A 19434-nucleotide genomic window follows, 5' to 3' on the forward strand; every position below is an offset into this window, starting at 1 on the left:
TCAGCAGGGAGCCGTCCTCTGCCAGTACCGGGAAGTAACGCTGATGCTCGCGCATCGGGGTGATGATGCATTCCTTCGGCAGAGCAAGGAATTTCTCTTCGAATTTGCCGCACAGAGCAGTCGGCCATTCTACCAGATAGTTTACTTCCTCCAGCAGGTCTTCATTGATTTCGGCATGACCTCCTTCGGCAATTGCCAGGTCAGTAACCTGTTGACGAATCAGCTCACGGCGAGCGTCCTGGTCAACCATTACATAGTTGTCATACATAACCTTTTCATAGGAATCAGCATCAGGGATTTCTACAGCGCCGATGGTGCCGATAGCAGCGGAAGCTACAGCGTTCTTAGCCTTGCTCTTTACGGTGTCGAACAAAGCCTTGGCAGCATCGCCGATTGACTCATGAGCTTTAGCGTTATCCAGTGCGGAAGGACGCAGGAAGCGGTGACCGCGGCTGAATTTGCCGGATTTTACGCCAGTAATTTCAACAGGGATAACTTCATCGCCGAACAGTGCAACCAGCCAACGAATCGGACGGACAAATTTGAATTCATGATCTGCCCAACGCATGTTTTTCGGGAAGTTCAGGCTGGTGAGGATATCACTCAGCAGACCCGGCAGCAAATCTTTAACCGGTTGGCCTGCCAGATGCTTAACAGCATATACATATTCATCGCGAACAACGAGCTCTTTTACGTCAACGCCTTGGCCGCGAGCAAAGCCGATAGCTGCTTTGGAAGGAGCGCCGCTTACGAAAGCGATTTTTGCGGAAGGACCTTTAGCCTCAACAGTGCTGTCCTCCTGAGCCTCGGCAACGCCGCTGGCAATGAAGGTCATACGACGGGGAGTGCCATAGGTTTTAACTGCTTCGAAGGGAATGCGCAGCTCAGTCATTTTCTTTTCTGCCAAATCCTTTAATTGTGCTAGAATGGCAGGCATAAATTTCGCAGGAATCTCTTCTGTACCGATTTCAAAAAGTAATTTTTCCATTATTTATTCTCCCCTTTCTTGAGCAGTGGGAAGCCCATTTCTTCACGTTGTGCTACATAAGCCTTTGCACACAGGCGGGCCATCGCACGTACACGACCGATGTAGGCAGTACGTTCACTTACGCTGATTGCTCCGCGGGAATCCAGCAGGTTAAATGCATGGGAGCATTTCAGAACGTAGTCATAAGCAGGACGGATATAACCAAGCTCAATAACGCGCTTAGCTTCTGCTTCATATTTGTCGAACAGGTCAAACAGCAGCGCGGTGTCTGCTACCTGAAAGTTGTAGAAGGATTGCTCTACCTCGTTGGTGTGGAAAACGTCACCGTAGGTGATGTCGCCAACCCATTGGATATCGAATACGTTTTCTACGCCCTGGATATACATAGCCAGACGCTCCAGGCCGTACGTGATTTCAACGGTTACAGGCTTAACGTCAATGCTGCCTACCTGTTGGAAGTAGGTGAACTGGGTGATTTCCATACCATCCAGCCAAACCTCCCAGCCAAGGCCCCAAGCGCCCAGAGTCGGAGATTCCCAGTTATCCTCTACAAAGCGGATATCATGCTCCTCCTGATGAATGCCGAGCTCAGCCAGGCTCTGCAGGTACAGCTCCTGAATGTTTTCCGGAGAGGGTTTTACGATAACCTGGAACTGATGATGCTGGAACAGACGGTTCGGGTTATCACCGTAACGGCCGTCTGCCGGGCGGCGGGAAGGCTCTACATAAGCCACACGCCAGGGCTCAGGTCCGAGTACGCGTAAAAAGGTAGACGGGTTCATTGTGCCTGCGCCTTTTTCGATGTCATAGGGCTGTGCCATAATGCAGTTTTGGCCTGCCCAGAATTTTTGCAGCTTCAAAATAATTGTCTGAAAATCCATGTTTTACCTCCTATATTTGTTACAAAGACGGCAGCAGCAGCTTTGTCAGAAAAACAAAAAAGCACCCGCGTCCCCGTAACTTAAATGTTACAGGGACGGAGTGCATACAGCTCGGACTCCGCGGTTCCACCCTGCTTGACTGCAAAAATGCAGCCCGCCTCAATCAATATACTTTTACAGCTCCAAAGCGCCTTCATCTGCCTTTGCCGCCTTGCACTGTCACGGCTCGCTGTGGTTGCAGATTACTACTCTTCTTCTTAGCTTAACTGTTAGTATATAAAATACAGCGCTGTTTGTCAAGAGCAACAGACAATAAATACTAAAAACAAAAAGAGATGTTGCTAAAAGTTTGTTTATATGCTATACTCACAAACAGAAGACAACCGTGTTGCAGGGTGGCGTTGCCCCATTCTTAAATAGAATGGAGGTGATGTCTATGAAGCATTTCACTTTTCAGGACCTAATGGCTTTTGGAATGTTCATTTTGGCATTACTGACCTTTATTTTTCTGTTTTGTAAATAATGCGTGCATAGAAAAACCGCCCCAAAACTTTGCCGGTTAGCGGAGCGGATTTTTCTAAACCATTAACTTTAGGCAACCCACCTCTGTGGGCGGTTGTCTTTCTATGTTCAATATATCACAAAAGGCTAGCTTTTGCAAGTAATACAGAACGAACTTACTTTTTTTTCACACCCTGACGGCGGTTGCTGCCTGTTTTAGGAGCCTTGCGCTTATCAGCAACAGCATTGCGTCCGCGCTTAGGTCCTGCGGGCTTTTTCTTTTTGGCAGCCACAGCAACGCGACGTGCCACAACACCGCCCTCCAGGTTTTGGCGTTCCATCAGAATGCCCAGCTTGGTTTCAATATTACGCAGCCATTTAACCTCGTCGGCAGTATAAAGCGTAATTGCTTCGCCCTCATTGCCTGCGCGTCCGGTACGGCCGATGCGGTGAACATACCAGTCAACATCATGCGGAATATCATAGTTCACCACATGGGTTACACCCTCAACGTCCAATCCGCGGGCAGCCAGGTCGCTGGCAACAAGAATCTGAATCTTAGCATCACGGAAGGCCTTCATAACAGTTTTGCGCTTGGCGGGAGACATTTCGCCATGCAGCACGTCAACATTATAGCCCTGCATGCCCAGCCAGTCGCCCAGCTCCTTGGTGCGCTCCTTGCTCATGCAGAAGACAATCATCAAATACGGGTTCAGGCGGTCAATGAGTGCTGCCACAGCCTTATTCTTATATTCATCGGTTGTTTTCAGGCAAATCTGCTTGATTTTTTCAACGGTAGCCTGATCCGGGTTAATATCAATCAATGCACAGTTTTTCGTCAGCTTGCGTCCCAGCTTGCGCACCTCTTCCGAAAGTGTTGCGGAGCAAAGCATAGTCTGGTGCTCCGGTGCAGTCATAGCAATCAAATCAAGCGCTTCATCCATAAAGCCCTGCTGCAGCATTTCGTCTACCTCGTCCAATACCAGATAACGCACGCCGCCAAGGTCGGTATTGCCCTTGCGGATATGGTCCAGCAGACGGCCGGGAGTACCAATCAGCACATGACTGCGTCCCTCAAGCTTATATTTTTGCGTTTCAAAATCGCGTCCGCCAGTAACAGCCAGCACCTTAATATCGCTTTCGCCCAGGATTTTTTTCATTTCAGTAGCAATCTGCTGTGCCAGCTCACGCGTCGGCGTAATTACCAGTGCCTGCACATAGCTTTTGGCAATGTCGATTTTTTCTGCCAGCGGTACCAAAAACGCCAGTGTCTTGCCTGTGCCAGTCTGCGCACGGGCGATTACATCACGTCCGGCAAACAGCGCCGGGATAGCCTGCTCCTGTACAGGCATCGGCTTTTTGATGCCCATTTTCTGAAGCTGCTCTACGGTGTGGGCACAAACCTTTAAGGCTGCAAATCCATTTGTCATTTCACATTCCTCTTTTCCTCTAAAATTTATCTTCAGACCTTATGGTCTTTTTTCTCTATAACTTTAGTATTATATCATAAATCGGGCAGGAACGGAAAGATGCAGGCAAAGTTTTTTCTGGCCAAAATAATTACACCAGCCTGAAAATTATCCATAGCTCTTATAACGAAGCCTTTGAAAACAACTATATCGCACACATATCACTAGTGAAGCTTACAAGCGTCAAAAATCCCCTGTCGACAACTGCCGACAGGGGATTCAGCTTATATTTACTTTTACATCACGCCTCTGAAATAGTGGCCTCTTGTAGTGCCTGGCAGATTCTCCGGTGCCTCTACAGCACCGCCGATAATCTTGCGATACAGCGCCACAAGCTCGCCCAGACGCGCCACATCGTAATCACGTCCGTCAATTCTCAGCGCTGCCACGCCTGCTTCCGCCATGTGCTGTACATTGGCAGTCATCGAAAGCTCATGCGCGTTCAGAATATGCATGCGGCAGAATTGGTCAGTAACAATCGGGAAGCGTGCATCCTTACGGTCACCCAGGAACAAAGGCTCCGCACAGTTAAACTTGCAGGCACCCTTATCCAACGCACCCAGGAAGCTGCCGCCTACGCAGTATTCGGAAACCATCATCTCCAAACGTCCCTGAATCATGCACTCCAACGGCAGCGGGCTGACGCTCACAAGATGCTCTACCTGCGCCATAGTCAGCTCCGGACTGAGCACTGCACCTGCAGCGCCCTGCTCCTGCCAGAACTGCAGTGTCTGACTGTTGAAGATGTTCAAAGACATATCTGCTACCAAATTAAGCGCAGCATGCTTCTTCGCCAAGGGCCACAGACCGTTGTTGTTGATATAAACAAAATCAGGCTGCAGCTCTTCCCACAGAGTGAAGAGCTTATCGAAATATGCCAGCTGTGCTTCCTTGATGATACGCGGTGTAGCAAAGGCCAGCTGACGACCATCCTTGCGCACCAGCTTGGCAGCCTTGGCATAATCAGCCTCGGACGGCAGCTGATGGTTAAAGCAGTCACCGCCGAAGAGAATACGCTCCGCACCTGCCTGCAGCGCAGCATTGACCTTCTCAACGCTGTCGCAATGCACTACCAGAACGGATTCATGCTGTTTAGCCTTATGTGCCTGCGGCACTAATTGTTCGCTGAAGCTGTGCACCGCTGTGCGCGCAGGAGCGAAAGCACTCAAACGCGCAGCGTCCAGTGCTTCGCACGCCATACGGCGTGCTTCGTTCATTTCGCTCATCGGCACCATAACATTTTCATCATGCTCAAAGAGCAGGCTGTTCAGGAAATATTCTGTCGTACCCAAGCGGTCCAGCTGCTTGCGCACACCGGCTTCATCCAGCGCACGCTTGCGTGCTGCCTCTACGATAAAATCGGTTTCGCCGTAGCCGACGTTGCCTTCATCATCCGTCAGCATAACGGTCATGGGCTCGTCTAAGCGCGCAGTAACAACAGCATCTACCGGAATGCGCTTTTTGGCGTCCGGTCCGAAGAACTGCTGCGCATAGCTCATCAGTCTGCTGTCTAGAGTACGGAAAACGCGGTCATTCAAGCGTACTCCGTTAGGCACATCAATCGTTACCTGCTGTCCGGGGGCAGCGCTCTGCACGCTATTACCGCTGCACAGCATATCAGTAACAGTGGTGCCCACACGTCCGCCGACGCTTACCCAGAATTCCAGTCCGTCGCCCAGATGCAGTGCCTTATCCAGCTTGATAACTGCCTTATTGCGGTTTTTATCCAGCTTCGCTACACGGCCGATAAGCACACCTCGGTTGTTGGGACGGCGGTCGCTCATCATCGTGCGTCCGGGACGACGCTCAAGATAAGCGGTGGTAAAATCACGGTTGAAGATTTGCTCGATATTCGCCAAATCCTCCTCCGACACGTTGTAGTCACCGGCAAGATAGCTGTCAATCGCACGGCGGTAAGCATCTACTACTACCGCAACATATTCCGGACGCTTCATGCGTCCTTCGATTTTATAGGACACAACGCCTGCGTCAATCAGCTGCGGCAAAATGCTCAAGGTATTCATATCCTTGGGGCTCAGCAGATACTGGCCTGCATCCTTGCCCTGCAGCATATCCTCATCCTTCGCGTTGAGCAGCTTATACGGCAAACGGCAAGGCTGGGCACAGCGTCCGCGGTTGCCGCTGCGGCCGCCGATAAGGCTGCTCATCAGGCATTGTCCGCTGTAGCAGACGCACAATGCCCCATGGATAAAGGTTTCGATTTCACTGCCGCGACTGCAGGCTGCGCCGATTTCCTTCAGGCTCAGCTCGCGTGCCAATACGCTGCGCTCCATGCCTGCACCCATAGCGAAGTCTACACCGCTGCTGTTGGTAATGCTCATCTGCGTGCTGGCATGCAGCGGGAGCTCCGGCACAATTTTCTGCGCCAGACGGATAACACCCAAATCCTGTACAATCAGTCCGTCTACGCCCACGTTATTCAAAAACAGCAGGTAAGCGGACAAAGCCTCCAGCTCGCTGTCATCAACCAAAGTATTGACGGTAATATACAGGCGCACATGGTGCATATGCGCAAAATACACCGCCTTCGCCATTTCCTCTTCATCAAAATTGCTGGCATAGGCACGTGCGCCAAAGGCTTTACCGCCCATATATACAGCATCGGCGCCGGCGTTTACCGCTGCCTCCAATGCTTCCCAGCTGCCTGCGGGAGCAAGCAGTTCTATTGTTTTCTTTTCCATATGTTATCTACCTTTCACGCACTGCTGCCAGCAGTCTTTCATATCTGGCCTGCAGCTCTTGCAGCTCTTGTACCAGAGCAGCATTTCTTTGCTGCATTTGCTGTTCCATGGCAGTATATTTCTCCTGCATTTGCTGCTCTGCCGCTATACATTTTTGCTGCATTTCCTGCTCCATAGCAGTACACTTTTCCTGCAGCTCCTGCTTCAAGGCAGCACATTTTTCCTGCAGCTCCAATCTTTCAGCCGCCAGGTCAAGCGCCGTCCAGATGGCGATTTTATCTGTCTGCAGCAGCTTTTTGCTTTCTGCCAGCTCCTGCATTCTTCTGTCTACCTCTGCTGCTATTTTCAGCACCTGTTCTTCGGAGGCAGAGGTCGTTAATGCATAGGTACTATTATATATTTTTACAGAAACTGATGCTTTCTCCATAAACACATCCTCTAGCTTATTCTGCGATAACGGTAAAATTAAAGCTTTGCAGGCTCAGCTTTTCCCAGGAACGCTTGTAATCCATGCGGATATTATAGGTACCAGGCTTGGTAACCGCGAGCACCAGAATTTCAACGCCGGGCGCACCCATTCTTTCCTCTTCACCGCGCGGAATGGTGAACGAGCTGCCTACCTTGCTTACTGCCGGCGAGCTGCAGGCAAATTGCCAGCCGTAGCCGGTGGAAGGATTGCTGTCCATCTTCAGCGCCATCAGTCCGCTTGCAGGCAGACGCAGTGTTTTGCCCGCAGCCTTATCGGTAATTTTCGCCAGCTGCAGCAAGCGTCCCGCTTCACCGATGCGCAACGAGGTAACTACCTCTTTATAAGGCACGAAGCTGCTGTACGCTGCATTTTTCTTGCTGCGCACAAACAAGCCCTCTTCGCCGAAGAGCACATTATCATAATTGCCCAAAGCTGCCTTTACATTATCATTATCGACAAAGAAATCCGTAACCTCGAACTCCTTGCCGGTGGTCAAATCAAGATTCAGTCCGGCATATGCCTTGCGTCCGCCGTTGTCTGCCTCCAATAAAAGGCTCACCAGACTCGGACGGTTCAGCATCACCTTATAGGTTACACTTCCCTGACCGCCAACCTCCTTGACCAGCTTAGCTGCAGCATTGCGCACCAAAGCGTTGGCCTGTTTTTCCAGCTCTGCGGAATTACTGCCGTCGATATAAGGCAGCGTTGCCGTTGCCTTGCCGACCGAGGTCTGTTCGGTAAGCACCGTTGTCTGCTGGTCTGCCAGCACCGGCAGAGATAAACATAAGCACAATAATGTTGTCAACAGGATTTTCATAGCCTGCAGCTCCTTTCCAAAAAAACATTTCCCAAGCCTTGAACCCCTTGGTAAAAATTAAGCAGGAAGAAAGCCCTCCTGCTCAATTAAAGCCATCGCGTTAAATTTAGCCGCCAATCGCTATTTTTCAATCATAAACTTTTAATGTACTCCACAGCCTTTTCCAGACGTGCCAGAGTTCTCTCCTTGCCCAGCAGAACCATAACGTCAAACATACCGGGGCTTACGGTGCGTCCTGTCAGAGCCAGACGAGTCGGATGGATAACCTTGCCCAGAGCCAGACCGTTATCGGCAGCAATCTTGTTATAAGCTGCTTCGGTAGAAGCCAGGTCATATACATCATCAGCCTTAATTGCTGCAATGCATTGCTCCAGTACAGGAATATTTTCTGCTTTGAAGTGCTTAGCTACACCCTTTTCGTCGTATTCTTCAACATCCTTGAAGAAGTAAGTGGAAGCATCGGCAACCTCCTGCAGAGTTTTAACACGTACACGTACAACGTCTACGAGCTTTTCAAAGTATGCTTCGTTGGCAGCATCGTTGAACCATTCTTCAGTTACCAGGCCGTCTTTAACGAAGAAGGGCTTAGCATCCGGCAGAATTTTTGCCAGCGGCAGCTCGGACAGATATTGGCCGTTCATCCAAGTGAGCTTTTTGGTGTCGTAAATAGCAGCCTTTTTGCTCATCTGCTCCAGCTCAAACAGCTTAACGGTTTCCTCTAGAGTGAAGATTTCGCGCTCATCGCCGGGGCCCCAGCCCAGCAGAGTCAGATAGTTGATGATAGCTTCCGGCAGGTAGCCTTGGCTGCGGAATTCTTCAACGGAGGTTGCACCGTGGCGTTTGCTCAGCTTGGAACGGTCCATAGCCAGAATCATCGGCATATGACCGAACTTAGGCGGCTCCCAGCCCAGTGCTTCGTAAACCAGCAGCTGCTTTGGAGTGTTGGAAAGATGCTCCTCGGCGCGCAGTACGTGAGTCATGCCCATCAGATGGTCATCGACACAAACAGCAAAGTTATAGGTAGGAATACCGTTGGATTTTACAATTACGAAATCATCGAACTGGTCCATGTTAAAGGTAACTTCACCATGAATCAGATCATGCACGGTGATGCTGCCTTCGGCAGGAATCTTGATACGGATGGAATACGGTTCGCCTGCAGCAATGCGTGCTTTAGCCTCCTCTGCCGGAATATCGCGGCAGGTACGTGCATAGCGGAACGGTTGCTTAGCAGCGCGTTGTTTTTCACGTTGTGCAGCCAGATCCTCGGTAGTGCAGAAGCAGTAGTATGCTTTGCCTTCGTCCAGCAGCTGCTGAGCATATTTTTTGTAAATATCAAAGCGCTCGGACTGATAGTAAGGACCGTATTCGCCGCCGGCCTCCGGGCCTTCATCCCAGTTTATGCCCAACCATTTCAGGCTGGTAAGGATTTGGCTTACGGAATCCTCTTTCAAACGTTCAATATCGGTATCCTCAATACGCAGAATCAGCTTGCCGCCCATTTTGCGGGCAAACAGCCAGTTAAACAGCGCAGTACGCGCACCACCAATATGTAAATACCCAGTAGGACTGGGAGCAAATCTTACTCTGACTTCAGACATTTCATCGTCTCCTTACATTTTAATTACAAATATAGATTGTCAACCAGATTAATTATACAGCTTTACAGAAAAAAGTGCAAATATTAATCTGTCTTGTCGTCTGCTTTTATTTTTCTTCATGATTCAAAGAAAAAACATTTCTGAACGGCTTCGTTCATAGAAAACGTCTTTTATTGCTATTATTTCGCATTTTTTTCGTTTGTCTAACCGTTAATTTCGTATTATAATATTGTAATAAAGTAAACATAAAGGAGGATGCTTATGTGCCAAGCCCCAGATTGGTCTATTGGTGACCGCTATCTGCGTGAAAACGTTCCAGAGCTCGCCCCGTTAGTTACACGTTATTCGCCATGTCCGTTAACCCCCAAATCTAAAGAGGTTTATTTTACTACATTATTAACCGGTATAATTGCCCAACAGCTGCCGCCAAATGTCAGCCAGGAGCTGATGAAAAAGCTGGAAGCACTCACCGGCAATCCCATTACACCGCAGGCAGTACTGGCAACCCCGATTGAAGCTCTGCTCGAAATCGGTCTTGTAAAGCAAAAAATAGATTACGTACGCAGCTTTGCTGAAGCAGTCATCAATGGCAGCGTCAATTTCGACAAGTTCGATGATATGACCGACAGCCAGATTACCAAACAGCTGATGCAAATCCGCGGCCTCGGCCAATGGACCATTGAAATGTTTCTGCTGCTGGCTCTGTGCCGCACGGACGTTGTTCCCAGCGCCGACTTCATCTTCAAAAAAGAGCTGCAAAAAATGCTCAATCTGAGCGAAATTCCTAAACGCGGCAAAATCAATACACTAACAGAAAGCTGGCGTCCCTGGCGCTCGCTCGCAGTGTGGTACATCTGGCAAAAAGCCAACGATTCCGGAAAAAAATAACACAAAAAACAAAACCGTCCTTCCCAGTCTGCGATTATGCAGATAACGGGAAAGGACGGTTTTTCTTATTCTCCGAACACTATTTACTGTTCACTAATCACTGAATACTATTTCAGGCTGGCAATAGCAGCAGCAGTATCCTCAGCGCCATAAACATAGGAGCCTGCTACCAATACGTTGGCACCGGCAGCCTTCACTACCTTAGAGGTTTCAGCATTAATGCCGCCGTCAACCTGAATATCTACGTTCAGGCCTCGCTCAGCAATCATTGCATGCAGACGCTCAATCTTCGGCACTACGCCTTCAATAAAGCTTTGGCCGCCGAAGCCAGGGTTTACAGTCATCAGCAGTACCATGTCAACGTAAGGCAGAATTTCTTCTACCGTACTCAGGCTGGTAGCGGGATTCAGCGCAACGCCGGCCTTCATGCCCTCAGCCTTAATCTGCTGGATGCAGCGGTGCAGATGCTTGGTGGTTTCTACATGCACAACAATCTGGTCGGCACCGGCAGCCTTGAAGTCGGCAATGTATTTTTCCGGATTTTCTACCATCAGATGGCAGTCAAAAAACAGGTCGGTTACCTTACGGATTTTTTTCACTACAGGAGCACCAAAGGTCAGGTTAGGTACAAACTGGCCGTCCATAACATCGATGTGTACCCAGTCGGCACCGGCAGCTTCAATTTTTTTGATTTCGTCCGCCAGATATGCAAAATCGGCAGATAAAATTGATGGAGCAACTTTAATCATCATTTTCTTCCCTCTTTCTCTTGCAGGAGTTTTACCTCTGCTAACATTGTCAAATATGATTCATAACGGCTGGCAGAAATCCTTCCTGCAGCCACAGCATCCTTTACACCGCAGACAGGCTCGTGCGTATGCGTGCAGGGACAGAACCTGCAGCCTGCCTCATAATCGGCAAACTCGCGGAAGGAGGCCAGCACCATTTCGGCGGTCAGTCCCTCCAACAGCAGGTTACCGAAGCCCGGTGTATCCGCAATGTAGCCTTCATCAAACGGCAGCAGCTGCGCATAGCGTGTAGTATGCTTGCCGCGACCGATTTTTTCGCTTACCTCGCCCGTGCGCAGGTCCACGCTGCTGTCGATAGCGTTGATGGTAGACGATTTGCCTACGCCCGAAGGTCCGCCAAAGGCGCAGATTTTACCACGCAGTCGCTCACGCAGAGCCTCCACGCCGGTACCGTTCTGCGCCGACAGAGTATAAACCTCGTAGCCGATAGGCTCATAAACTGCCTTCACCCGTTCAATCAGGCCCGCAGGAGCGTTATCCTCCTTGTTGAGCACTAAGATTGCAGGAATTTTTGCCAGCTCTGCCAACGCCAGCAGCTTATCTGCCAGCAGAAAGCTGAAATCCGGCGCAGCACAGGCAAAGGCTGCCACAAACAAATCCAGGTTAGCCAGCGTAGGACGCGGCAGAAAATTTCTGCGCGGCAGCACACCGGTAATCATCCCCTCGCGTTTTTCGCTGCTGCTTACCTCAAAGCCGGCGATATCGCCTGTTGCCAGCGAAAAACGGTTCTTCTTCATTTTCCCCTTTACCTTGCAGGTATAGGGCTCGCTTTCGCCTTCTACCTTCAGGTAATAATAGCCGTTGTAATTTTTCAGGACTCTGCCCTGCAGCTCTGCCATGCTTACAGATTCCTTTCAGATATGAGCTTGCCGTCACAGATGAACTGGACCTTAGCATTGCCTGCATATTCCACCTTCTGACGCAGACGCACGCTGCCGTTTTGTGTACCACTGTACAGCGTTGCCGTGCCGTTGTCATCCGTCAGCACGATGCGTACGTTGGCAGGCTTGCCGCTCGGTACGACAAAGTCAACGTAAGCGCTCTTCTTCTCGCCGCCGGCAGCCACCGTAATCGCTACGGCCGCGCCATCGTTAAGGTTACTGCCTACACCCGGGTTGCAGGCCAAAACTACATTCTTCTTGGCACTGGCATCCTGAACCTTTTTGATTTCGCCCAGCTTCAGGCCTGCCTGCTCCAGCATGCCCTTAGCTTCGTCAACAGATTTGCCGATAATATCCGGAACCGGCTTGTCGCCTTCGTTAATTACCAAGTCGATGCCTGTTCCCTTTGGAGCCTTGTCCAGTCCCTTAGGCGACTGGCTGAGTACAGCGCCGATTTTACCGCCGTCCACATGCTTGCGCGTCACCTTGCCGACCTTAAAGCCTGCATCCGCCAGCTGCTGCTCCGCCTTCGACAGCGACATGCCCGTAACATCAGGCACAGCCTTCAGCTCCGCGCCCTTACAGATGGTCAGGATAATAAGGCTGCCCTGCTTACGTTTTTCGCCGGCCTTCGGAGACTGCTCCATAACAGTACCAGGCTTGAACTTATCAGGATCGCCGTATTTTTCCTCCAGCTCTACCTTAAACTGCTTTTCCTCCAGCAGCTTCTGTGCTTCTACTACCGTCATATTGGTAACATTAGGCACCTCAATCTCCGCCAGATTGCGGTTGAAGATAAAGTGCGCTACCAGTGAAATTGCTACTACCGCAGCAGTAATCATTACTATCAGTTTGGTATAATTCAGCTTTTTCTTAACCACCGGTTTTTCATCCCCTGCTTTTTCGGAAGGCATTGCTTCCTGCTTTTCCTGAATTTTTTCCGGCTCTTGTGTTACAGCCGGAGTTACCTGCTTCGGCGGCAGCTCACTGCGCACCGGCTTCATAATCACAGTAGCGCCGTCATCACTGTTATCAACAACATTGCCGTTAGGCTTCACAGTTCCCAGCTCCTGATGATAATCCTCACTGCTGAACGGGAAGAGCTTCATCTTCAGGTTCAGCAAATCGCGTCGCATCTGTCCGGCGTTAGCGTATCTGTCCTCACAGCGCTTCGCCAGCGCCTTGTTTATAATCTCCTGCATGCCCTCGGGAACATTATCCATGTAGTCCTTCAGCTGCGGCACCGGCTTTTCTACATGCATCATGGCAACAGAAACAGCCGTAGTACCAACGTAGGGAACCTCACCCGTAAGCATTTCGAAGAGCACTATGCCCAAGGAATAGACATCGCTGCTGGCAGTAATCTTACCGCCGCAGGCCTGCTCCGGCGAAATATAATGCACTGAACCCATCACCGATTTGGAATAAACCATTGTCTGGTTGGTGACCATTTTGGCGATACCGAAATCAGCGATTTTCGGATTCATATTTTTATCAATGAGAATGTTCTGCGGCTTGATGTCACAGTGGATAATGTTATGGCTGTGAGCATGCTGCAGTGCATCTGCAAGGCGCACAGCAATTTCCAATACCGTGTTCAGGCTCAGCTTGTGCTCCTGCATGTATTCCTTCAGCGTCACACCGTCAACATATTCCATAACTATATACTGATTGTTGCCTTCCGACACAACATCATAAATATTGATGATATACGGATGCACCAGTCTGGCTGCAGATTTTGCTTCTCTACGAAACTGCTCCAGCAGCTCGTTATCCTCGAGGAACTGGTCGCGCAGCATTTTCACGGCTACATTACGATCCAAAAGCTGGTCGTGGGCCAAAAAGACTTCGGCCATACCGCCATAGCCAATCGGACGAATAATCTCATAGCGTCCGTTCAAGATGGTCTTGCCATTTTTATCCATTACAGCTTTCCTCCCCCTGCGTAGTTAAATCAATCAGAATCAGGGACACATTATCGCGTCCGCCGTTGTCCAGGCTCTGCTCCAACAGCTTGTCTGCAGCCTGCTCCGGATCGGCACAGCCGATAATCCGGCTGATTTCAGCTGCACGCAGCATGTCGGACAGACCGTCGCTGCACAGCAGCAGCCTGTCACCATCCTTCAGACGGAAGCTGAAGAAATCAGCCTTTACCGTTTCCTCGACACCCAGGGCTTGCAGCAAAATATTACGCTGCGGATGTACAAAGGCTTCCTCGTCCGTGATTTTTCCCTGTTCCTTTAAATCTGCTACCAGTGTATGGTCATGCGTCAGCTGCTCCAGCTTGTCGTTGCGGAACAGATACAATCTGCTGTCGCCTACATGGCAGCAGTAGCCGTGACCGTCCCCCGACAGATAAAGCGCCGTCATCGTCGTTCCCATGCCGGAATAGCTTTCGTTGCTTACCGCCATTTTGTAAACGTGCGTATTGGCCTTATCAAAGGCCTCCAGCATAACCTTACGGATATTCTGTTCCTCCTGCTCATGGCGCAGGCTGTGTGTTGCAGCCTCAAAGGCTTTGATAGTAGACCTGCTGGCGATTTCGCCTGCCGCATAGCCACCCATACCATCTGCTACAGCAAAAAGAGAAGGCTCGCGTACCAGCAGCGCATCTTCATTATTCTCTCTGACCAGGCCCACATGGGTTCTGCTGATTACCTGCATTATTTTTGCTCCTGTTCCTTGGCAAATTTAGCCCGCAGCTGACCGCAGGCTGCATCAATATCCTTGCCCATCTCCTTACGAACGGTAGCGTTAATCCTGTTTTTCTGCAGGATGCGCAAAAAGCGTTCTACTGCCGCTTTGGATGGACGATCAAAGCCCTGCTCCGGTACCGGGTTTGCCGGTATCAGATTAACGGATGCCTGCCTATAGCGCAGGTAATTGCTCAAAAGCTCCGCGTCCTGCGGACTGTCATTTTTTCCCTTCAACAGAATATATTCATAAGTTATCTGCCTGCCGCTGGCCTTGCTGTAGCTTTCGGCAGCAGTCAGCACATCCACGAAGGGATAACCCTTGTTGACAGGCATCAGTGCCGTACGCAGCTCGTTTTTGACTGCGTGCAGCGAAATTGCCAGATTAATCGGCTTGCCCTGCTCCTCCAGGCGTTTAATGCCCGGAATAATGCCGCAGGTGGAAAGCGTCATGTTGCGGTAGCTCATGTTGCAGGTGTCCTCGCGGTGCAGAAAATCAAGCGCCTGCAAAACGCTGTCAAAGTTCAGCATCGGTTCACCGCTGCCCATAACCACCACTCTGCTCACCATCGCACCCTGCTCACGCAGACGCTCGTTGAACAGGTAAACCTGAGCCACGATTTCTGCAGCCGTCAGATTGCGTACAGCGCCCTTCAGGCCGCTGGCGCAGAAGGCGCAGTGCATATCGCAGCCGACCTGGCTGGAAACGCACACGCTGTAGCCGTAATCATGGTGCATCAGAACAGTTTCAACCGAATTGCCGTCCGGCAAGCCCAAGAGCAGCTTGCTCGTCATGCCGTCGGAGGAATTCTGCTCACGCAAAATTTCCAGACTGCGCGGCAGCACGGTAAATTTTTCCTGCAGTACGGCAATATCAGCCTTGCTCAGGTTGTGCATAGCGGCAAAATCAAAGACCGACTTTTGGTACAGCCATTGAAATACCTGCTTGGCACGGAACTTTTTCAGGCCTGCCGCCACAAATAATTCTTGTAATTTTTCTATTGGTAAAGCAAAAATATCTTGCATTCTCTTACCTCTATATTACTGCTTTTTCATCAGCTTACAGATATAAAAGCCGTCAATGCCGTCATTCTGCGGCAGAAGCTGCAGCTCCTGTACCTGCTCGCCCGTCAGTGGATGCGTAAACTCCACACGCTGCCATTCGGGATGCTGCGTTAAAAACTCTTCCACCAGATAATGGTTTTCGCTCTGCTCAATCGTGCAGGTGCTGTAAACCATCGTGCCTCCGTCCTTCAGATACTGTGCGGCATTCTTTAAAATTGCCAGCTGCAGCGGCGGAAACAGCTTCAAGTCCTTACGCTGCTTGCGCCAGCGTGCTTCCGCACGGCGGCGCAGCACACCCAGGCCGGAGCAGGGTGCATCAACCAAAACTCTGTCAAACGCTCCCAGCCATTCGCTGCGCAGCTGCAGAGCATCGTTCTGCAGTGCTTTGACGCTCTTCATCCCCAAACGGGCAGCGTTTTCGGCAATCAGCTCCAGCTTGTGCTCGTGGATGTCGCAGGCGATAACCTCGCCCTCATCCTGCATAAGCTGTGCCACGTGCGTTGCCTTGCCGCCGGGAGCGCTGCACATATCCAGCACGCGCATTCCGGGCTGCGGCGCCAGCACCGGCGCTACCAGCATGGAGCTTTCGTCCTGAATATAAAAATGCTGCGGCAGTGCCGCCAAAAGTGTATGCAGCGACGGCAGATGCTCTGCCACAATGCCGTAGGAACTCCATTCGGAAGCACGCACCTGCGCACCCATTTCCGTCAGATCAGCCAACAGCTTGTCGCGCGTAGTCACCAGCGTATTGGCACGCAGGCACACCGGCGCAGCCGTATTATCAAACGCCAGCAGGCGTTCGGTGCCGCCGCGTCCCCACGGTCCCAGCCAGCGCTTCACCAGCCAGCGCGGATGGTAATACTTTAGCGACAGATAATCTGCATCCTGCTTTTCGGCATCAGGCAGGACGAACGCACCTGCCTCCTGCTTACGCAACAGACCGCGCAGCACGCCGTTGACGAACTTGGCACTGCCCTCATGGCTCACCGAGCGTGCCAGCTTCACAGCCTCGTTTACTGCCGCTGACGCCGGAATACGCGTCATATACAGCAGCTGGTAGGTGCTGATGCGCAGTATCGCCAGAATATCACCGGCCACCTTGTCCAGCGGACGGCTGACGCACTGCGCCAGATACCAGTCAAGCGTACCGCTGGCCTTCACCGTGCCGTATACCAGCTCCGTTGCCAGCCTTCTGTCAAGGTCGCTCAGTCTGCTGCCACGCAGATACTGGTTCAACGCTATATTCGTATAAGCGCCGTCCTCCAGCACCATACGCACCAAAAGCGCCGCTGCTCCGCGGGCGCTCTCAGGATAATTTGCTTTTTGTTTCTTCCGCATGCTTTGTTTCTTCCTCATCATCTTCCATAAATGTTAAAATTGCTGCTTCCAGCTTATCAATATCTACCCGCGTATTAAAGCAGGGACCAAAGGGACGCTCGTTTAAAACGCCCAACACCGGCAGAGGGAACACGTCCTGAATGCCGCTGGTCAGGTCACGCTCGCAGGCCACGGCCACAATAGCCTTCGGCCTTGCCTGCTTTACCATCTGCCTTGCCAGCGTACCGCCTGTAGCCACGGCAAAATGGCAGCCGTACCTATGCGCCAGCCCCAGCATAGCGCCTACGCTGCAGCGTCCGCACTGACGGCAGTTTTCTACGTTACGGGTTATCTTATGTACGCAGGTATCCAGCTGGATACAATGCGGTGTTAAAATCATAATTCGATTGGCAGGCACCTTCACCTTATGCTGCAGCACCAGATTATTGTTGACCTCGATAAAGGACTGCTCAATGCGGTCATGGGGAATATTGAACAAGCGTCCCAGCACTACCGCAAAGGGGAAAAGAATATTAATCGCCTTCCAAGCCCAAAAATACAAAATTTTGAGCACCGGTATTCCCAACAGCGCCATGACGATTCCCAGCACGCCGCTGAGCATTGCCAGCACGATAAGCACGCCAAAAAAGCCGAAGACTATCGGCAGAAAACGGCTGATTTCATAAAGACCCGGAAATGTTACCTTCCAGACCACATAAAACATCAACGCACCTAATACGGCGCTGATAGAAGTCAAAGCCATAAATATACGTTTTTTAGGTTTAAATACACTATCTTCGTTCATTAAAAGATTACTCCTTCAATTCACAGCCTGCTTCAGGCAAGCAGGTCGCCCTCCTGTACACCGCGGCCATTCAGGAAAACCTGCGCCGGCATACGTTTTTTGGATTCGGGCTGTACCTCGGTGATTTCCAGTACGCCCTCACCGCAAGCAACAAAGAAGCTGTGCTTGCCGGTTTCGATAACGGTACCGGCAGCAGCAGCGCTGCTTTTGTCAGTCATTTTGCTGCCCCAGATTTTCAGGCTCTTGCCGTTCGGCAGCTTGGTAAAGGTGCTGGGTGCAGGGTTGAAGCCACGGATAAGGTTGTGTACCTCCTGCGCCGTTTTGCTCCAGTCGATATGCTCCATGCTGCGGTCGAGAAGTGTTGCATAGGTAGCCTGCGCATCATCCTGCGGCTCAGCCACGGCAGTACCTGTCGCAATCTTGTCGATAACCTGCAGCAGCAGTGCCGCACCCTGCTCACGCAGAGCGTCATGCAGCTCGCCCATCGTGGTATTTTCAGCAATAGGCACTACCACCTTATCCAGCATTGCGCCGGTATCCATACCGATATCCATCTGCATAATTGTTACGCCCGATTCCTTTTCGCCCTTGATGATGGCATACTGAATCGGCGCCGCACCGCGATATTTCGGCAGCAGCGAAGCGTGTACGTTGATGCAGCCGTATTTCGGCAGCTCCAGAATTTCCTTGCTCAAGAACTGGCCGAAGGCAGCTACGACAATCAGCTCCGGCTGCAGCTCGTGCAGCAGCTCAACAAATTCAGGGGTTTTTACCTTTTGCGGCTGGTAAACAGTCAATCCCTGCGCCAGCGCATATTCTTTAACAGGTGTCTGCAGCAGCTTGTTGCCGCGTCCCTTCGGACGGTCCGGCTGAGTTACTACCGCAAGAATTTCATGCTTACCGCTTTCGCACAGCGCCTGCAGGCTGCCTACTGCGAAATCCGGTGTTCCCATAAATACTATACGCATTTGTTTTCCTCCGTATATCTTTTTTTTCATATCCCGCTCAGGATTTATCTTACAGCATCCTCGGGATTTTCCTTCTGCTTAGGCGAAATGGTTTTAGCCTTGTCGATGAACAGAATGCCGTCCAGATGGTCCAGCTCATGCTGAATGCAGATAGCCAGCAGACCACTTGCGGAAAGCAGCATGCGTTGACCGGTTTTGTCGGTGAATTCGCATTCCACATATTCGGAGCGCTCTACCTCGCCCTCGTAATCAGGCACGGAAAGACAGCCCTCGCTGCCCAGTACCTTACCCTCACGCTTAACAATCTCAGGGTTAATCAGCTCGTACAGGCCTTCGCCTACGTCAATAACTACTACGCGCTTGCTTACACCCACCTGCGGTGCTGCCAGGCCTACGCCGTCGGCCGCATACATTGTTTCTGCCATATCACGCAGCAGACGCTGTAATTTTTTATCTATACGCTCTACCGGTTGAGCCACCTCACGCAGCACCGGAGCGCCAGCAATCACTATTTTTAACTTAGCCATTTTTGTTCCTCCTTGTAGCTATTCCAATAGTTCATTATAACACATTACTACAG

At 50.9% G+C, this 19434-nt stretch carries 17 protein-coding genes; 1 reads left to right on the forward strand and 16 read right to left on the reverse strand.

The genetic code is table 11. The features are described 5' to 3' along the window. The 7 genes from BN587_RS11735 to gltX form a co-directional block, all read right to left on the reverse strand. A partial coding sequence (locus BN587_RS11735; protein WP_303684797.1) for a glycine--tRNA ligase subunit beta occupies positions 1–988 on the reverse strand: 988 nt, incomplete at its 3' end. Next, on the reverse strand, positions 988–1869 hold the full coding sequence (gene glyQ / locus BN587_RS02930; RefSeq protein WP_021719659.1) for a glycine--tRNA ligase subunit alpha: 882 nt from the start codon (positions 1867–1869) through the stop codon (positions 988–990). The genes BN587_RS11735 and glyQ, both read right to left, overlap by 1 nt. A gap of 677 nt (positions 1870–2546) precedes the next feature. Further along, positions 2547–3800, reverse strand: coding sequence for a DEAD/DEAH box helicase (locus tag BN587_RS02935; RefSeq protein WP_021719660.1), 1254 nt, complete (start codon positions 3798–3800; stop codon positions 2547–2549). 275 nt (positions 3801–4075) lie between these two features. Continuing rightward, the gene (locus tag BN587_RS02940; protein WP_021719661.1) at positions 4076–6541 is read right to left on the reverse strand and encodes a DUF3656 domain-containing U32 family peptidase; all 2466 of its coding nucleotides are present in this window, start codon (positions 6539–6541) and stop codon (positions 4076–4078) included. Between the two features lie 7 nt (positions 6542–6548). Further along, a complete protein-coding gene (locus BN587_RS02945; RefSeq protein WP_021719662.1) occupies positions 6549–6968 on the reverse strand; it encodes a cell division protein ZapA in 420 nt (139 codons plus the stop codon). Positions 6969–6984: 16 nt separating this feature from the next. Continuing rightward, positions 6985–7827, reverse strand: a complete 843-nt coding sequence (locus BN587_RS02950; RefSeq protein WP_021719663.1) for a protease inhibitor I42 family protein — start codon at positions 7825–7827, stop codon at positions 6985–6987. 131 nt (positions 7828–7958) lie between these two features. Then, positions 7959–9428: a glutamate--tRNA ligase gene (gene gltX, locus BN587_RS02955; protein ID WP_021719664.1), complete on the reverse strand. Its 1470-nt coding sequence runs from the start codon at positions 9426–9428 to the stop codon at positions 7959–7961. Positions 9429–9689: 261 nt separating this feature from the next. Between gltX and BN587_RS02960 the strand changes: the two genes are divergently transcribed. Continuing rightward, entirely contained in the window at positions 9690–10316 is a 627-nt protein-coding gene (locus BN587_RS02960; protein WP_021719665.1) for a DNA-3-methyladenine glycosylase family protein, read from the forward strand. Between the two features lie 107 nt (positions 10317–10423). On the opposite strand, the gene rpe is transcribed toward BN587_RS02960, so the two are convergent. From rpe to def, 9 genes are read right to left on the reverse strand one after another with little or no spacing between them, the layout of a single operon-like run. Next, entirely contained in the window at positions 10424–11065 is a 642-nt protein-coding gene (gene rpe, locus BN587_RS02965; protein WP_044484084.1) for a ribulose-phosphate 3-epimerase, read from the reverse strand. After that, positions 11065–11964: a ribosome small subunit-dependent GTPase A gene (rsgA, locus tag BN587_RS02970; protein ID WP_021719667.1), complete on the reverse strand. Its 900-nt coding sequence runs from the start codon at positions 11962–11964 to the stop codon at positions 11065–11067. The genes rpe and rsgA overlap by 1 nt, the downstream gene beginning before the upstream one ends. A gap of 2 nt (positions 11965–11966) precedes the next feature. Then, the gene (pknB, locus tag BN587_RS02975; protein ID WP_021719668.1) at positions 11967–13931 is read right to left on the reverse strand and encodes a Stk1 family PASTA domain-containing Ser/Thr kinase; all 1965 of its coding nucleotides are present in this window, start codon (positions 13929–13931) and stop codon (positions 11967–11969) included. Continuing rightward, complete coding sequence (locus BN587_RS02980) at positions 13924–14670, reverse strand: Stp1/IreP family PP2C-type Ser/Thr phosphatase (RefSeq protein WP_021719669.1); 747 nt, start codon at positions 14668–14670, stop codon at positions 13924–13926. Before BN587_RS02980 ends, pknB begins: the two co-directional genes overlap by 8 nt. Then, complete coding sequence (gene rlmN / locus BN587_RS02985; protein WP_021719670.1) at positions 14670–15725, reverse strand: 23S rRNA (adenine(2503)-C(2))-methyltransferase RlmN; 1056 nt, start codon at positions 15723–15725, stop codon at positions 14670–14672. Before rlmN ends, BN587_RS02980 begins: the two co-directional genes overlap by 1 nt. Positions 15726–15740: 15 nt before the next feature. Then, positions 15741–17102 carry a 16S rRNA (cytosine(967)-C(5))-methyltransferase RsmB gene (rsmB, locus tag BN587_RS02990; protein ID WP_021719671.1) on the reverse strand — a complete coding sequence of 454 codons (1362 nt, stop codon included), beginning with the start codon at positions 17100–17102 and terminating at the stop codon, positions 15741–15743. Next, positions 17071–17886 carry a DUF116 domain-containing protein gene (locus BN587_RS02995; protein WP_021719672.1) on the reverse strand — a complete coding sequence of 272 codons (816 nt, stop codon included), beginning with the start codon at positions 17884–17886 and terminating at the stop codon, positions 17071–17073. Before BN587_RS02995 ends, rsmB begins: the two co-directional genes overlap by 32 nt. Before the next feature lie 32 nt (positions 17887–17918). Then, a complete protein-coding gene (fmt, locus tag BN587_RS03000) occupies positions 17919–18854 on the reverse strand; it encodes a methionyl-tRNA formyltransferase (RefSeq protein ID WP_021719673.1) in 936 nt (311 codons plus the stop codon). Between the two features lie 44 nt (positions 18855–18898). Further along, positions 18899–19381 (reverse strand): peptide deformylase, encoded by a 483-nt coding sequence (gene def / locus BN587_RS03005; RefSeq protein ID WP_021719674.1) that lies wholly within the window; start codon positions 19379–19381, stop codon positions 18899–18901. Between the last annotated feature and the right edge of the window lie 53 nt (positions 19382–19434).

The organism is Phascolarctobacterium succinatutens CAG:287 (assembly GCF_000434895.1).
Lineage (GTDB): Bacteria > Bacillota > Negativicutes > Acidaminococcales > Acidaminococcaceae > Phascolarctobacterium_A > Phascolarctobacterium_A succinatutens_A.

Bases quoted from the DNA above. Each gene is read 5' to 3' on its own strand.
- pknB (WP_021719668.1), bottom strand. From the start codon at position 13,931: ATGGATAAAAATGGCAAGACCATCTTGAACGGACGCTATGAGATTATT.
- glyQ (WP_021719659.1), bottom strand. From the start codon at position 1,869: ATGGATTTTCAGACAATTATTTTGAAGCTGCAAAAATTCTGGGCAGGC.
- rsgA (WP_021719667.1), bottom strand. From the start codon at position 11,964: ATGGCAGAGCTGCAGGGCAGAGTCCTGAAAAATTACAACGGCTATTAT.
- rpe (WP_044484084.1), bottom strand. From the start codon at position 11,065: ATGATTAAAGTTGCTCCATCAATTTTATCTGCCGATTTTGCATATCTG.
- BN587_RS02995 (WP_021719672.1), bottom strand. From the start codon at position 17,886: ATGAACGAAGATAGTGTATTTAAACCTAAAAAACGTATATTTATGGCT.
- rlmN (WP_021719670.1), bottom strand. From the start codon at position 15,725: ATGCAAGATATTTTTGCTTTACCAATAGAAAAATTACAAGAATTATTT.
- def (WP_021719674.1), bottom strand. From the start codon at position 19,381: ATGGCTAAGTTAAAAATAGTGATTGCTGGCGCTCCGGTGCTGCGTGAG.
- BN587_RS02950 (WP_021719663.1), bottom strand. From the start codon at position 7,827: ATGAAAATCCTGTTGACAACATTATTGTGCTTATGTTTATCTCTGCCG.
- BN587_RS02940 (WP_021719661.1), bottom strand. From the start codon at position 6,541: ATGGAAAAGAAAACAATAGAACTGCTTGCTCCCGCAGGCAGCTGGGAA.
- gltX (WP_021719664.1), bottom strand. From the start codon at position 9,428: ATGTCTGAAGTCAGAGTAAGATTTGCTCCCAGTCCTACTGGGTATTTA.
- BN587_RS02935 (WP_021719660.1), bottom strand. From the start codon at position 3,800: ATGACAAATGGATTTGCAGCCTTAAAGGTTTGTGCCCACACCGTAGAG.
- BN587_RS02960 (WP_021719665.1), top strand. From the start codon at position 9,690: ATGTGCCAAGCCCCAGATTGGTCTATTGGTGACCGCTATCTGCGTGAA.
- rsmB (WP_021719671.1), bottom strand. From the start codon at position 17,102: ATGCGGAAGAAACAAAAAGCAAATTATCCTGAGAGCGCCCGCGGAGCA.
- BN587_RS02980 (WP_021719669.1), bottom strand. From the start codon at position 14,670: ATGCAGGTAATCAGCAGAACCCATGTGGGCCTGGTCAGAGAGAATAAT.
- fmt (WP_021719673.1), bottom strand. From the start codon at position 18,854: ATGCGTATAGTATTTATGGGAACACCGGATTTCGCAGTAGGCAGCCTG.
- BN587_RS02945 (WP_021719662.1), bottom strand. From the start codon at position 6,968: ATGGAGAAAGCATCAGTTTCTGTAAAAATATATAATAGTACCTATGCA.